Annotated in this window: 18 protein-coding genes; 14 read left to right on the forward strand and 4 right to left on the reverse strand. The window is 64.6% G+C overall.

Going from position 1 to position 13,192, the window contains the following annotated elements:
- Window positions 1-22: 22 nt before the first annotated feature.
- Entirely contained in the window at window positions 23-1,516 is a 1,494-nt protein-coding gene (gene ffh / locus U1738_RS12020; protein ID WP_332789293.1) for a signal recognition particle protein, read from the reverse strand.
- 238 nt (window positions 1,517-1,754) lie between these two features.
- Here ffh and U1738_RS12025 point away from each other — a divergent pair, with 238 nt between their 5' ends.
- Window positions 1,755-3,389 carry a putative bifunctional diguanylate cyclase/phosphodiesterase gene (locus tag U1738_RS12025; protein ID WP_332789294.1) on the forward strand — a complete coding sequence of 545 codons (1,635 nt, stop codon included), beginning with the start codon at window positions 1,755-1,757 and terminating at the stop codon, window positions 3,387-3,389.
- 6 nt (window positions 3,390-3,395) lie between these two features.
- Here U1738_RS12025 and U1738_RS12030 read toward each other — a convergent pair whose 3' ends face one another.
- The gene (locus U1738_RS12030) at window positions 3,396-3,974 is read right to left on the reverse strand and encodes a DUF924 family protein (RefSeq protein ID WP_332789295.1); all 579 of its coding nucleotides are present in this window, start codon (window positions 3,972-3,974) and stop codon (window positions 3,396-3,398) included.
- Between U1738_RS12030 and mtaB the strand changes: the two genes are divergently transcribed.
- The 4 genes from mtaB (at window position 3,973) to U1738_RS12050 (ending at window position 7,769) form a co-directional block, all read left to right on the forward strand.
- Complete coding sequence (mtaB, locus tag U1738_RS12035) at window positions 3,973-5,340, forward strand: tRNA (N(6)-L-threonylcarbamoyladenosine(37)-C(2))-methylthiotransferase MtaB (protein ID WP_332789296.1); 1,368 nt, start codon at window positions 3,973-3,975, stop codon at window positions 5,338-5,340. The genes U1738_RS12030 and mtaB overlap by 2 nt on opposite strands.
- Window positions 5,337-6,263: a signal recognition particle-docking protein FtsY gene (gene ftsY, locus U1738_RS12040; protein WP_332789297.1), complete on the forward strand. Its 927-nt coding sequence runs from the start codon at window positions 5,337-5,339 to the stop codon at window positions 6,261-6,263. The genes mtaB and ftsY overlap by 4 nt, the downstream gene beginning before the upstream one ends.
- On the forward strand, window positions 6,263-6,952 hold the full coding sequence (locus U1738_RS12045) for an inner membrane-spanning protein YciB (RefSeq protein ID WP_332789298.1): 690 nt from the start codon (window positions 6,263-6,265) through the stop codon (window positions 6,950-6,952). Before ftsY ends, U1738_RS12045 begins: the two co-directional genes overlap by 1 nt.
- Window positions 6,953-7,040: 88 nt before the next feature.
- Window positions 7,041-7,769: a glycosyltransferase family 2 protein gene (locus U1738_RS12050; RefSeq protein ID WP_332789299.1), complete on the forward strand. Its 729-nt coding sequence runs from the start codon at window positions 7,041-7,043 to the stop codon at window positions 7,767-7,769.
- A 40-nt stretch (window positions 7,770-7,809) separates the two neighbouring features.
- Here U1738_RS12050 and U1738_RS12055 read toward each other — a convergent pair whose 3' ends face one another.
- Entirely contained in the window at window positions 7,810-8,421 is a 612-nt protein-coding gene (locus U1738_RS12055; protein ID WP_332789300.1) for a superoxide dismutase, read from the reverse strand.
- A 68-nt stretch (window positions 8,422-8,489) separates the two neighbouring features.
- Window positions 8,490-9,521: a phage shock protein operon transcriptional activator gene (pspF, locus tag U1738_RS12060; protein WP_332789301.1), complete on the reverse strand. Its 1,032-nt coding sequence runs from the start codon at window positions 9,519-9,521 to the stop codon at window positions 8,490-8,492.
- Window positions 9,522-9,526: 5 nt separating this feature from the next.
- Here pspF and U1738_RS12065 point away from each other — a divergent pair, with 5 nt between their 5' ends.
- From U1738_RS12065 to U1738_RS12105, 9 genes are all read left to right on the forward strand, one after another.
- Window positions 9,527-9,829, forward strand: a complete 303-nt coding sequence (locus U1738_RS12065) for a hypothetical protein (protein WP_332789302.1) — start codon at window positions 9,527-9,529, stop codon at window positions 9,827-9,829.
- Window positions 9,830-9,913: 84 nt separating this feature from the next.
- Window positions 9,914-10,582 carry a phage shock protein PspA gene (pspA, locus tag U1738_RS12070; RefSeq protein WP_055783129.1) on the forward strand — a complete coding sequence of 223 codons (669 nt, stop codon included), beginning with the start codon at window positions 9,914-9,916 and terminating at the stop codon, window positions 10,580-10,582.
- A gap of 1 nt (window position 10,583) precedes the next feature.
- Window positions 10,584-10,850 carry an envelope stress response membrane protein PspB gene (gene pspB / locus U1738_RS12075; protein ID WP_332789303.1) on the forward strand — a complete coding sequence of 89 codons (267 nt, stop codon included), beginning with the start codon at window positions 10,584-10,586 and terminating at the stop codon, window positions 10,848-10,850.
- A 1-nt stretch (window position 10,851) separates the two neighbouring features.
- Window positions 10,852-11,232, forward strand: a complete 381-nt coding sequence (pspC, locus tag U1738_RS12080) for an envelope stress response membrane protein PspC (RefSeq protein WP_332789304.1) — start codon at window positions 10,852-10,854, stop codon at window positions 11,230-11,232.
- Window positions 11,233-11,265: 33 nt separating this feature from the next.
- On the forward strand, window positions 11,266-11,568 hold the full coding sequence (locus U1738_RS12085) for a hypothetical protein (RefSeq protein ID WP_332789305.1): 303 nt from the start codon (window positions 11,266-11,268) through the stop codon (window positions 11,566-11,568).
- Between the two features lie 16 nt (window positions 11,569-11,584).
- Window positions 11,585-11,863, forward strand: coding sequence for a hypothetical protein (locus U1738_RS12090; RefSeq protein ID WP_332789306.1), 279 nt, complete (start codon window positions 11,585-11,587; stop codon window positions 11,861-11,863).
- A gap of 167 nt (window positions 11,864-12,030) precedes the next feature.
- Complete coding sequence (locus tag U1738_RS12095; RefSeq protein ID WP_332789307.1) at window positions 12,031-12,306, forward strand: hypothetical protein; 276 nt, start codon at window positions 12,031-12,033, stop codon at window positions 12,304-12,306.
- Window positions 12,307-12,328: 22 nt separating this feature from the next.
- The gene (locus U1738_RS12100) at window positions 12,329-12,571 is read left to right on the forward strand and encodes a hypothetical protein (protein WP_332789308.1); all 243 of its coding nucleotides are present in this window, start codon (window positions 12,329-12,331) and stop codon (window positions 12,569-12,571) included.
- A gap of 169 nt (window positions 12,572-12,740) precedes the next feature.
- Window positions 12,741-13,148, forward strand: a complete 408-nt coding sequence (locus tag U1738_RS12105) for a SufE family protein (protein WP_332789309.1) — start codon at window positions 12,741-12,743, stop codon at window positions 13,146-13,148.
- The last annotated feature ends 44 nt before the right edge of the window (window positions 13,149-13,192 follow it).

Genomic DNA, 13,192 nt, shown 5'->3' on the forward strand with positions numbered 1-13,192 from the left:
TTTGTCTTGAAGTTAGGTTGGTTTATTTCTTCTTGTTGAGCAGATTTTCGAAACCGGGCGGCAATTTGGCCTGACCGCCGCCGAGGCCGGGAAGCCCCCCGCCTCCGCCGCCGCCCAGATTGGGCAGCCCGCCACCGCCCAAGCCGCCGAGCGCGCCGCCCATGCCGCCTTTGCCGAACATCGCCGCCATGCCCTTCAATCCGCCCATCTTGCGGATCTTCTTCATGGCGGAGGACATTTCGAGGTGCATTTTCAGCAGCTTGTTCACGTCCTGCACGGTCGTGCCGCTGCCCTTGGCGATACGGATCTTGCGCTTGGCGTTGATCAAATCGGGCTTGGTGCGCTCCTTTTGCGTCATCGACGTGATCATCGCGTCCATGCGCACCAGGATCTTCTCGTCCATCCCGCCGCCGGCCATCGCCGCCTTGGCCTTCGCCATGCCCGGGATCATGCCGGCCAGAGCACCCAACCCGCCCATACGACGCATCTGCGCAAGCTGACTGCGCAGGTCGTTCATGTCGAACTGCCCCTTGGCCAGCTTGGCGGCCATCGCCTCGGCCTCGTCCTGCTGGACAGCCTCGGCGGCGCGCTCGACCAGGCCGACCACGTCGCCCATGCCGAGGATGCGGCCCGCCACGCGCGACGGATGGAACGCCTCAAGCGCGTCCAGCTTCTCGCCCATGCCGGCGAACTTGATCGGCTTGCCGGTCACGGCGCGCATCGACAGTGCCGCACCACCGCGCGCATCGCCGTCCATACGGGTCAGCACCACGCCGGTCAGCGGCACCTGATCGGAGAAATTCTTGGCGACGTTGACCGCGTCCTGGCCCGTCAGCGCATCGACGACGAGCAGGATCTCGGTCGGCTGCGCGACATCGGCAACAGCGCGCATCTCGTCCATCAGCGCCTGATCGACATGCAGTCGACCGGCGGTATCGAGCATCAGGACGTCATAGCCCTGCAACTTCGCCGCCTGCATCGCGCGCCGCGCGATATCCACCGGCTGCTGCCCGGTGATGATCGGCAGCGTCTGCACATCGGCCTGCGTGCCCAGCACGGCTAGCTGTTCCTGCGCATTCGGGCGATTGACGTCGAGCGACGCCATCAGCACCTTCTTGCGCTCACGGCCGGCCTTGCCGCCGCTGAGACGCAACGCGATCTTCGCGGTCGTCGTCGTCTTGCCCGACCCTTGCAGGCCGACCATCATGATCACGGCCGGCGGCGTGACGCCGAGTTCGAGTTCGGACGCATCCGACCCCAGCATCTCGACCAGCGCATCGTTGACGATCTTGACGACCTGCTGCCCCGGCGTGACCGAGCGCAGCACGTTCTGGCCGATCGCCTGTTCCGTCACCTTCTCGACGAAATCGCGCGCCACCGGCAGCGCGACGTCGGCCTCGAGCAACGCGACCCGAACCTCGCGCATCGCCGCGCGCACGTCCGCCTCGGTCAGCGCACCACGGCCGCGCAACCGATCGAACACACCGCCAAGACGGTCGCTCAGGCTTTCGAACATCAAGAACCTTTCGTTTCGATCCACCCGTCTTCGGTGAAACGCAAAAGACGCCGGCGGACGAAACCTCGTCGGCCGGCGTAGCCCTTGGGCTGCCTTTCACGCATCTGTCCTGGGACAAGCGGTCGCGGCGGCTGTTAGCGGAAGTCGCATGCGGGCGCAACCTCCACCCGCTTTAACCCCATCTACACCTGGCCTGCCGCACAGAGCACGCTTCACCGACCATAAGGCAAGCAACCGCATGGCGCTCGACGCAGATGATTCGCCCGGCCGCACCCCGACCCGCACCACGCCGCGCCGTGACATACTGAGCGGCGCGATCACGGTCGCGGCGATCCTACTGTTCGTCGGCACCGGTTCCGCCGTTCTGTCGATGACGCTGCGCAACTATTTCGCGGGCCAGAACGGGCCGGACCAGACTTTGGTCATCGCCCTGCTGCTGAACGTCGCGCTGATCCTGTTCGGCTGGCGCCGACATCACGAACTTGCGCAGGAAGTTACCGTCCGTACCGCCGCCGAGGAACGCGCCCAAACGCTCGCCTCGAAGGATCCTCTGACTGGCTTCCTAAACCGCCGCTGCCTCGCAGAGGAAGGCGCCGCGATGTTCGTCCGCGCCGAGAAGCGCGGCAAGGCGATGGCGCTGATGATGCTCGATCTCGATCACTTCAAGACCGTCAACGACATGCACGGCCATGCCGCCGGCGACGCTCTGCTCAAGCTGGTCGCGGACGAGATCGCCGCCGCCATGCCGTCGGTCGCGCTCACCGCACGGCTGGGTGGCGACGAATTCGCCTGCACCTTCATGTTCGACCCCGAGCATCCCGATACGGTCGAGCGTGTCGCCGAACGCCTGATCAGCCGCATCGCCCAGCCGCTGCACGTCGACGGGCTGCAAGTACACATCTCCGCCTCGGTCGGCGTCGCGCGATCGGACTTCGATTGCGGCAGCATCGACGCGCTGATGCGTGCCGGCGACATCGCGATGTATGCGGCGAAGAATTCCGGCCGCAACCGCTTCGCCTGGTTCGATCAGTCGATGGAGCGCGACCTGCAGGCGCGCAACGAACTGGAAAGCGGCCTGCGCGCGGCGATCCCGCGGCAGGAGATCGTGCCCTATTTCGAACAGCAGATCGATCTCACCACCGGTCGCCTCAGCGGCTTCGAAGTGCTGGCGCGCTGGGAACATCCGGTGCGCGGGCTGATCGTGCCCGATCGCTTCATCCCCATCGCCGAGGAAACCGGCATGATCGCCGATCTGTCGCTGTCGATCATGCGCCAGGCGTTCCTGGCCGCGCGCGACTGGGATCCGGGCCTGTCGCTGTCGGTCAACATCTCGCCGTGGCAGCTCAAGGACGCATGGCTGGCGCAGAAGATCATCAAGGTGCTGACCGAGACCGGCTTCCCGGCCAATCGGCTGGAAATCGAGATCACCGAAAGCTCGCTGTTCGACAATCTCGCACTGGCGCAGTCGATCGTCGCCAGCCTGAAGAATCAGGGCATCGGCCTCGCGCTGGACGATTTCGGCACCGGCTATTCCAGCCTCGCGCATCTTCGCGCATTGCCGTTCGACCGGATCAAGATCGACAAGAGCTTCATCATGTCGATCAACGACAATGCCGAGAGCGCCGCGATCGTCAACGCGATCACCCGGCTGGGCGACAGCCTGAACCTGCCGATCACCGCCGAAGGGATCGAGGAAGCGAGCGTCGAGGAACGCCTGCGCGCACTGGGCTGCGCGAAGGGCCAGGGCTATCTCTACGGCCGCCCGATGAGCGTCTCGAACGTCCGCCGCCTGTTGGCCGAAAAGCGCCTGTTGCGCAGTGGCGGCGAACCGGCCCCTGAAAGCGCGCGGCAGGAGCAGCGCCTGACCGGCTGACGGCCGCTACCAATCCCCCTGCCCGCTGGCGAGGAACGCCGTCTCTTTGTCCGTGGACACCCGGCCGAGCGCCGCGTTGCGCCCCGGAAACCGGCTGAATCGCGCGATGACATCGACATGGGCGCGCGCATATTTCAGATTATTCTCGTCACCCAATGCGGTGAAGCACGCGACGCTTTCCGCCTGAGCATCCCCATCCTCGGCATGCATCAGCGGCATATAGAGAAACGCACGCTGCCCGAGCGGCAAATTCCGGTCCCACCCTTTCGCGATCGCCAACCGCGTCAATTCCAGCGCCAGCGCGTCCGCGGCAAACGCCTCGGCCTGCCCGCGAAACAGGTTGCGCGAGAATTGGTCGACGACGATCACGGCCGCCAACAGCGTTTCCGCATCGCCGCGCCATCCCTCAGCCCGGGTAGCCACGATCGTGTCCCGCACCCGCGAAAAGCGGTCTGCGATTGCCGCGTCCAGCGCATCGTCGCGCGCAAACCATTTATCCTCCGGCACCTCTTCGAACCAGAAGTCGATCACCTCGCGGGCGTCGTCGTGGACTTCGGGTGGGTTCGCAACTAGATCACCGGCCATGTCCATCTCCCCGGCTGCAGCAGGCGCCGATCCCGACATCATCAGTCTCGGCTGCCGCCTCAACATCGCGGAGAGCGAAACGATCCGTGCGCTCGTTTCCGGACGCGACATGGTCGTCGTCAACAGCTGCGCGGTCACCAACAATGCCGTGCGCGAAACACGCGACCGCATCCGCAAGGCGCGCCGCGACCGACCCGGCGCGGAGATCGTGGTGACGGGGTGCGCCGCACAGATCGATCCGGCGAGCTTCGCCGCGATGCCGGAAGTCGACCGCGTCGTTGGCAATGCCGAGAAACTTACCCCCGCCGCCTGGGCTTCCCGCGAAACGGTCATTGTCGGCGACATCATGGCGGTGCGCGACACAGCCCCGCATCTCGCCGCCGCCTTCGCCGCCCATGCCCGCGCGTTTGTCGAGGTGCAGAATGGCTGCGACCATCGTTGCACCTTCTGCGCGATCCCATTCGGACGCGGCAACAGCCGCTCGGTCCCGGCGGGTGCGGTGGTGGATCGCATCGCCGGACTGGTCGATGCCGGCCACCGCGAGATCGTGCTGACCGGCGTCGATCTGACGAGCTATGGCCCCGACCTGCCCGGCGCGCCGACGTTAGGTCTGCTGGTCGAGCGCCTACTGCGTCATGTGCCGCGGCTCGAACGCCTGCGGCTGTCGTCGCTCGACGGGATCGAGATCGATGACCGGCTGTTCGAGCTGCTGACCGGCGAGGCGCGCGTGATGCCGCATGTCCACCTGTCGCTTCAGGCGGGCGACGACATGATCCTCAAACGCATGAAGCGCCGCCACTCCCGCGCGCAATCGGTGGCCTTGGTCGAACGCCTCAAAGCGGGCCGGCCGGAAATCGCGATCGGCGCGGACCTGATCGCCGGTTTCCCCACCGAGGACGATGCGATGGCCGCCAATACGCTGGCGCTGATCCACGATTGCGACATCGTGCATGCCCATATCTTTCCCTATTCGGAACGCGAAGGCACGCCCGCCGCGCGCATGCCGCAGGTGGCAATGCCGGTACGCAAGGCGCGCGCAGCCAGCTTGCGCAAGGCGGGTGCGGAACGTCGCGCGGCGTGGCTTTCGGGGATGATCGGCACCACGCAGACCGTTCTGGTCGAACGCCCCGGCGACCGCGGCCACACACCCAATTTCGCCGAAATCCGCTGCGACACCCTCCCCGTCGGCAGCATCCAGGAAGTAAGCATCACCGGAATGACCGACACCCATCTCATCGCCACGGCCCTCCCCACCCACCATTGTCATCCCGGCGAAGGCCGGGATCTCAAGGAGGCGCGCGCCACGCCCACCCCACGAGACCCCAGCCTGCGCTGGGGTGACGCAAAGGCGGAGGCTCTGGTATGAGCACCGCTTGGCACAACAAGCTGCTCGGCGGCTTTAAGCGCACCTCGGATCGCCTGATCGGCAACCTCGCCGGCCTCGGCGCCGCACGGCTTGACGACGCGCAGCTCGATGAGATCGAGGAAGCCTTGATAGCCTCCGATCTCGGCCCGGAGACAGCCGCCCGCATCCGCGCCCGCCTCGCGGAGGGCAGTTTCGAGCGCAACATGGAAGAACTCGGCATCCGCCTGATCGTGGCGGAGGAGATCGAGAAGGTCCTCGCCAAGGTCGCCAAGCCGCTCGAGATCGAGGCATTCCCGCGCCCGCAGGTGATCCTCGTCATCGGCGTCAACGGCTCCGGCAAGACGACGACGATCGCCAAGCTCGCGCACCTGCTGATGGAGCAGGATTATGCCGTCATGCTGGCGGCCGGCGACACGTTCCGCGCCGCCGCGATCGGTCAGCTTGCCACCTGGGCGGAGCGGGTCGGCGTGCCGATCATTTCGGGCAAGGAAGGCGGCGACGCGGCGGGCATCGTCTACGAGGCGGTGAAGCAGGCGACCGCGATCGGCACCGACGTGCTGATCGTCGATACCGCCGGCCGGTTGCAGAACAAGCGCGAACTGATGGACGAACTCAGCAAGATCCGCCGCGTCCTCGGCCGGCTCAACGCCGCCGCCCCGCACGACGTGGTCCTCGTCCTCGATGCCACTACCGGCCAGAACGCGCTCAGCCAGATCGAGGTGTTCGGCAAGGAAGCCGGCGTCACCGGCCTGGTCATGACCAAGCTGGACGGCACCGCGCGCGGCGGCGTGCTGGTCGCGGCGGCGGAGAAATACGGCCTGCCGATCCACGCGATCGGTGTTGGCGAACAGATGGGCGACCTGCGCCCCTTCGACCCGAACGAGGTTGCGCGGATCATCGCCGGTGTGGAAGGGGCGCTGTGATGACCACCGCCCCCGCCCCCAAGCACGCCCCCGCCTCGCCGGGCCTGCGCCTCGCGCTCGATTACGGCCCGCTGATCGTTTTCTTCGCGACCAACTTCCTGCTCCCCGCGCCGCTCGCGATGCAATTGGTGGCGCGGACGACGCCGTTCCTCGACGGCGTGGACAAGGTCGCGGCCTTGGTCGTCGCAAAGGTCGTCGTCGCCACGATCGCCTTCATCATCGCCACGATCGCGGCGATGATCGTCTCGCGCGTGAAGCTTGGCGGGATTTCGCCGATGCTGTGGATATCCGGCGTGCTGGTCGTCGTGTTCGGCGGCCTGACGCTCTATTTCCACGATCCGCGCTTCATCCAGATGAAGCCGACCTTCGTGTATCTCATCTTCGGCGGCACCTTGGGCTTCGGCCTGCTGACCGGCCGGCCGCTGTTACAGGCCCTGCTGGAGACCGCCTATCCTGGCCTCAACGCGATCGGCTGGCGCAAGCTGACGCGCAACTGGGCTTTGTTCTTCTGCACGATGGCACTGCTCAACGAACTGGTCTGGCGCTCGACCAGCTGGGATTTCTGGGTCGGCTTCAAGCTGTGGGGCGCGATCCCGCTGACATTGCTGTTCGCCTTCGCCAATATCCCGATGCTGCTGCGTCACGGCCTGACGGTGGCGGAGGATACGCCGGTGCCGCCGAACGCCTGATTGTCGGCATCGCCTCCCGGCCCAATCAAAACTTTTGTGTTTGCGTTGCTTACCGATTGATACTCCATCGCAAAGTTAGGTAAACGTCATGGCCGAGCCATCAAGGCCGAAGATCAGTCTCGTCATCCCGGCCTATAACGAAGAGGCGTATCTGCCCGCCTGCCTCGACGCGGTCATGCAAAACGTGGCGAACGACGTCGCCGAGATCATCGTCGTCGACAACAACAGCACGGACGGCACGCGGCAGGTGATCGAGCGTTACCCGGCGGTGCAATACCGGTTCGAACCGCACAAGGGCATCACGCGCGCGCGCCAGTGCGGCTTCCTGGCCACCACCGGCGACATCATCGCCTATGTCGATGCCGACACGCTACCGCCACCGGGCTGGGTAGATCAGATCCAGGCGGAGTTCGCCGCCAACCCGGACCTCGCCTGCCTCTCGGGGCCTTACAGCTTCTACGACCTCAGCGGCATCCGCGACCGGATTTCCACCGGATGGTTCGTCACCGCGCGCCCGTTATACAACGTCACCGGCTATATGATGGTCGGCGGCAATTTCGCGATCCGGCGCGACGTGCTGGAAAAGATGGGCGGATTCGACGACACGATCGAATTCTACGGCGAGGATGCCGACATCGCCAAGCGCGCCAAAGCCCATGGAAAGGTGCTCTTCTCGCCGAAATTCATCATGCCCACATCGGGGCGGCGGCTGAAGAAGCAGGGCCTGCTCAAGATGGCCGGTCTGTATTTCATCAATTACGTCTGGATCGCCTTACGCGGCAAGCCCGCCACGAAGGGCTATCAGGACGTTCGCTAACGATAGCTGACCCCTTCCCGAAGGAAGGGGCCATCCAAACTCAGCCAACAGCGGCGTCGTAGATCTTGCCGGCTTCGTCCCAGTTCACGACGTTCCACCACGCCTTCAGATAGCCGGGGCGGTCGTTCATGTACGTCAGGTAATAAGCGTGTTCCCACACGTCGTTACCCAGGATCGGCGTGCCCTTGTCCTTGGCATCGTCCATCAGCGGATTGTCCTGGTTCGGCGTCGAGACGACCTTCAGCGCGCCCGAATCGTCGGCGATCACCCACGCCCAGCCCGAACCGAACTGGCCCGCGCCCTTGCCGTTGAAATCTTCCTTCAGCTTGTCGAGCCCGCCATAGGTCTCGATCGCCTCGGCCAGCTTGCCCGATGGCTTGGTCGTGCCTTCCGGGCCCATGATCTTCCAGAAGAAGGCGTGGTTCCAGAAACCGCCGCCATTATTACGCACCAGCGGCGGCTGGGTCGAGATCACCGACAGGATCTCCTCGATCGTCTTGCCCTCAAGCTTCGGGTCCGCCGCGACGCCTTCGTTCAGCTTGGCGGTATAGGCCGCATGATGCTTGTCGTGGTGGAACGTCATCGTCTCCTTGGAGATCGTCGGTTCCAGCGCATCATATGCATAAGGCAGCGGGGGGAGTTCGAAAGCCATGAGTCTTCTCCTGTGAATTCGGAATGGTTGGGCAACGCCTGCCCGTCGAAATGGGTCCGCCGACTTCGTTACGCAACCGATTCGGACGCGCCCGCCGAAATTAGCCCGTGCCGCTTCAGCGCATGGCGCAGCTGATCGTAGCTCAGCCCAAGCGCTTCGGCCGTGGCACGCTGGTTGAAGCGATTTTCGGCCAGCGCCTTTTCCAGCAATTCGCACTCAAAGCGCGCGATACGTGTCTTGAAGTCTCCCGTCGCCTCGGGTGGGCACGGGGTGATCGTCGCCTGCCCGGCCGCCGGTGCCATCGCCACCGCGGCGGTACCGACCGGCTGATACGGCGAATGAAACGGATCGAACTCGATATGCTCGATCGGCCCGGCCTGTTCCCAGCGATACACCGCACGCTCCACCACATTGCGCAATTCCCGCACATTGCCCGGCCATTGATAATCGACCAGCGCGTCGATCGCGTCGCGCCCGAAACCTGCCCAGGTGTCGCGCCCCAGCTCCGCCGCCATGCGCCGTCCGAAATGATCCGCCAGCACCATCACGTCGCCCGGACGTGCCCGCAAAGGCGGCAACGTCACCACCTCGAAACTCAGCCGGTCGAGCAGATCGGCGCGAAACTGGTGGCACTCGACCTTGGCCGGCAGATGTTCGTTGGTCGCCGCCACGATGCGCACATCGACTCGCATCGGGCGCGAGGAACCGATCCGCGTGATCTCGCCATATTCCACCGCGCGCAGCAATCGCTCCTGCGCACCCATCGACAGCGTGCCGAGTTCGTCGAGGAACAACGTGCCCCCGTCCGCCTCCTCGAACCGCCCGACCCGCGCCTTGGTCGCGCCGGTGAACGCGCCCGCCTCATGACCGAACAGTTCCGCCTCGATCAGCGTCTCGGGCAGCGCTGCGCAGTTCATGATCACCAACGGCTGGTCCCAGCGCGGCGACAGGCGATGCAGCCGCTCCGCCACCAGTTCCTTGCCCGTGCCGCGTTCGCCGATCACCAGCACCGGGCGATCGAGCGCGGCGGCGCGGCTGGCGCGTTCCAGCACGTCGAGGAACACGTTCGATTGGCCGATGACCTGGGAGGTGCGATCCATTCCCAATGCTTGGCGTATTTTCCCAAGCCTTCGCAAGACCAAAAACGCTCTACACCCTCTCACCACCCCGAAAACGGCGCAAATCCGCCATTTTCAAAACTGGCACGCTCCCTGCAATACCCAAGGCAATCGTCGCAACGACGAGCATCGACACGAAACAGGGAGTTTCCACCATGTACGCACAGACCAGCAATCTCCGCCGCAACGTCGCCGCAATGTTCTTCGCCGTTCTGTTCAGCACGGTCACCGTGATGGCAGCCGTCGGCCCGGCGCACGTTTCGGCCCCCGCAATCGTCGCTGCAGCGTAACAGCAGCACGAAGCCGGGACGGCGCTTCAACCCCTTGCCCGTCCCGGCGCCCCTCCCGCCCCAGTTCTAACCAGGAGTTTTCCAATGGGCATTTTCTCCCGCACCCGCGACATCGTCGCCGCCAACTTCTCCGACCTGCTCGACAAGGCGGAAGACCCCTCGAAGATGATCCGCATGATCATCCTCGAAATGGAGGAAACCCTGGTCGAGGTTCGCGCCTCCGCGGCACGCACTATCGCCGACCAGAAGGAAATGCGCCGCCACATCTCGAAGCTCGACAAGCTGCAGGACAGCTGGACCGAGAAGGCCGAGCTGGCGCTCAGCAAGGACCGCGAGGATCTCGCCAAGGCCGCTCTGGTCGAAAAGCAGAAGGCCGCCGACATGGCCGTCCAGCTCGAAACCGAGATCACCGTGCTCGACGATGCGCTGCGTAGCTCCGAAGAGGATATCGCCAAGCTGCAGAAGAAGCTGAGCGAGGCCCGCACCCGGCAGAACCAGATCGTCACCCGCCTGGAAAGCGCACATAACCGCTTCAAGGTCCGCGAGATGTATGCCGGCCAGAAGGTGGAAGACGCGTTCTCGCGCTTCGACATCCTCGACCGCCGCGTCGATCTGGCCGAGGGCCGCGCCGAGGCGGCCGGTCTGGGCGGAGCGCCCAAGACGCTGGACGAGGAAATCGCCGAGCTGAAATCGGCCGAGAAGGTCGATGCCGAACTCGCCGCGATGAAGGCTCGTATCGGTCGGGAGGGATAAGATGGACGATTTCATCTCCATCGCGGTGCCGATCACATCAATCTTCATCGCCCTGCCCTGGCTGATCCTCCACTACGTAACGAAGTGGAAGACCGCGCCGAAGATCACGCAGGAGGACGAAGGCCTGCTCGACGAGCTCTACTCGCTCTCGCGCCGTCTCGAAGACCGCCTGAACACCGTCGAACGCATCGTCGCCGCCGACAATCCCGACTGGAAGCCCGGCCTGCCGGCCGCCCAGTCCACCGATTACAGCACGAGGAGGAACTGAAATGTCCGCCAGCCGCACCAAATTCTACGTCGACAAGCAGAACAAGAAATGGCTCGGCGTCTGCGCCGGGATCGCCGACTATACCGGGGTGGATGCCACCTGGGTCCGGGTCGGCGCGGTGATCCTGACGGTGGCCGGGGGCTTCCCCTGGACGATCCTGGCCTACTGGCTGATCAACTGGATGGCCGACAACAAGCCCTACGGCCTGTACGACAGCCCGGACGAGCAGAAATTCTGGCAGGGCGTCCGCTCCAACCCGAAGCGCTCGACCGCGGAAATCCGCTCCAGCTTCCGCGACATCGATCGCCGGCTGGCCGACATCGAAACCTTCTACACCAGCCGCAACAGCCGTCTGGCCAACGAAATCGACAGCCTGCGCTAATCGCCAGGCTGTCGCCCAAACGGGAGACGGGGAATGAATTGGGGTGGACCGGGCTTCGTTATCGCGATCATCGCGATTTCCTACGCCGGATGGATCGTCAACAACTGGATCCGTGCCCGGCACGGCTATCCGCTGGAAGACGAATGGTCCGGCAAGAGCAGCCGCCAGGACGTGGATGCCGGCGCCGAACGCAAGATCAGCCTGCTCTCCAGCGAGAACGAACGGTTGATCGGGCAGATCGGCCGGCTTGAGGAACGGATCGCAGTGCTGGAACGCATCGCCACCGACCCCGCCGAGCGCACCGCGCGCGATATCGAAGCGCTGCGCGACCGCTAAGACCAAGGATCAGATCATGTCACCATTCACCTTCATCACCTTCTTCATGATCGTCATCGGATTGCCGGTGATCCTCGGGGTCGGCAGCAGCATGTTCAAGCGCTGGCTGAGCCACAAGGAGAGGATGGGCGATGCCCTGAATGCCCAGACGGCGGAGAAGGCGGCACAATATGCCGCCCATACCGAACGGCTCGAACAACGGGTCCGGGTCCTCGAACGGATCGTCACCGATCGCGGCATCGGGGTCGCGGATGAAATCGAACGGCTGCGCGACGACCGCGCGCCTCTCAACTGAAGGACCAACACAATGATCGTTTTTCTAGCCGTGATGGCCGGCATCGCCGCGATCGGCACCTGGCTGACCGAGCGGGTCGACCGCCCTGCCCGCCGGCTCGAACGCGAAGCCCGCCGGGCGCTCTGAACACCTCGTTTTCTTGAAACTATAATAAGGGAGATACGTCGATGAACCCGTTTGAAATGGTCGTCGCCATCGTCGTCATCGTCACGATCGGCAGCGTTCTTCGCGCCAAGTACGGCGTGGTGAAGGACAAGTTCGGCAACGAAACCAGCTTCCGCCAGAATGACGATGCCGCGATCGAGGCCGAGAACCGGCTGCTGCGCGACGAGGTGAAGGCGATGAAGGAACGCCTGGCCGTGCTCGAACGCATCGCCACCGACAACAACGACAGCGGCGCCCGCCTCGATCGCGAGATCGACCGGCTCCGCGACCGCAGCTAACCCGAACAGAGGAGCAGGGATCATGATCGACCCGAACCTTTACATCACCCTCGCCACCGCCGGCGTCGCCGCCATCGGCATGGTCACTTTCGCAGGGCTCACCGGCTGGCGCGGCTGGCTCGCCCTCAAGCACCAGGAATTGCAGGCCAGCAGCGATGTCGGCCCGGTCCAGGCCCTGCCCAACGCCAGCGCCCGGATCGAGATCGCCGACCTCAAGGAACGCATCCGCAAACTGGAAGCGATCGCGGCGGGCGTGGATCTTTAAGGCACACCCGCCGCCCCCGCGTCATCCCCGCGAAGGCGGGGATCCCGCTTCTTCTTTTGAGTGCGGGGCAAGGCAACGGGATCCCGGATCAAGTCCGGGATGACGAAGGATACACTGGGATGAATGGGGAAAGGTTGGCACCAGCTACAGCGACGCTATAGCCCCACCCATGCCCAGCCTCACCGACCTGCAAGACGAATACAGTTTCCTCGACGCCGACGATCGCTATCGTCTCCTGATCGATCTCGGCCGTGAGCTGGAGCCGATGCCGGAACCGCTCAAGACGGACGCCACTTTGGTTCGCGGCTGCTCCGCCTCGGTCTGGGTCTACCCTACCGTCCGCGATGACGGCACGCTCCACTTCCTGGCCGACAGCAACGCCGCGATCACCAAGGGCATCATCGCGCTCGTGCTGTTGGCCGTGCAGGATCAGGCACCCGCCGCCATCCTCGCCACCGACATCCCGGACGCGCTCGCCCCATTCGATCTCAAGAACCAGCTCAGCTCCAACCGGACGCAGGGCATTCCGAACATGATCGCGCTGATCCGCGAAACCGCGAAACGCTACGCAGTCTGATCACGCTCTGCTATGCGTCGGCTTCCGCACCGTATTGGGGAATG

This window comes from Parasphingomonas caseinilytica, assembly GCF_036663755.1.
In the GTDB taxonomy this organism is placed as follows: domain Bacteria; phylum Pseudomonadota; class Alphaproteobacteria; order Sphingomonadales; family Sphingomonadaceae; genus Sphingomonas.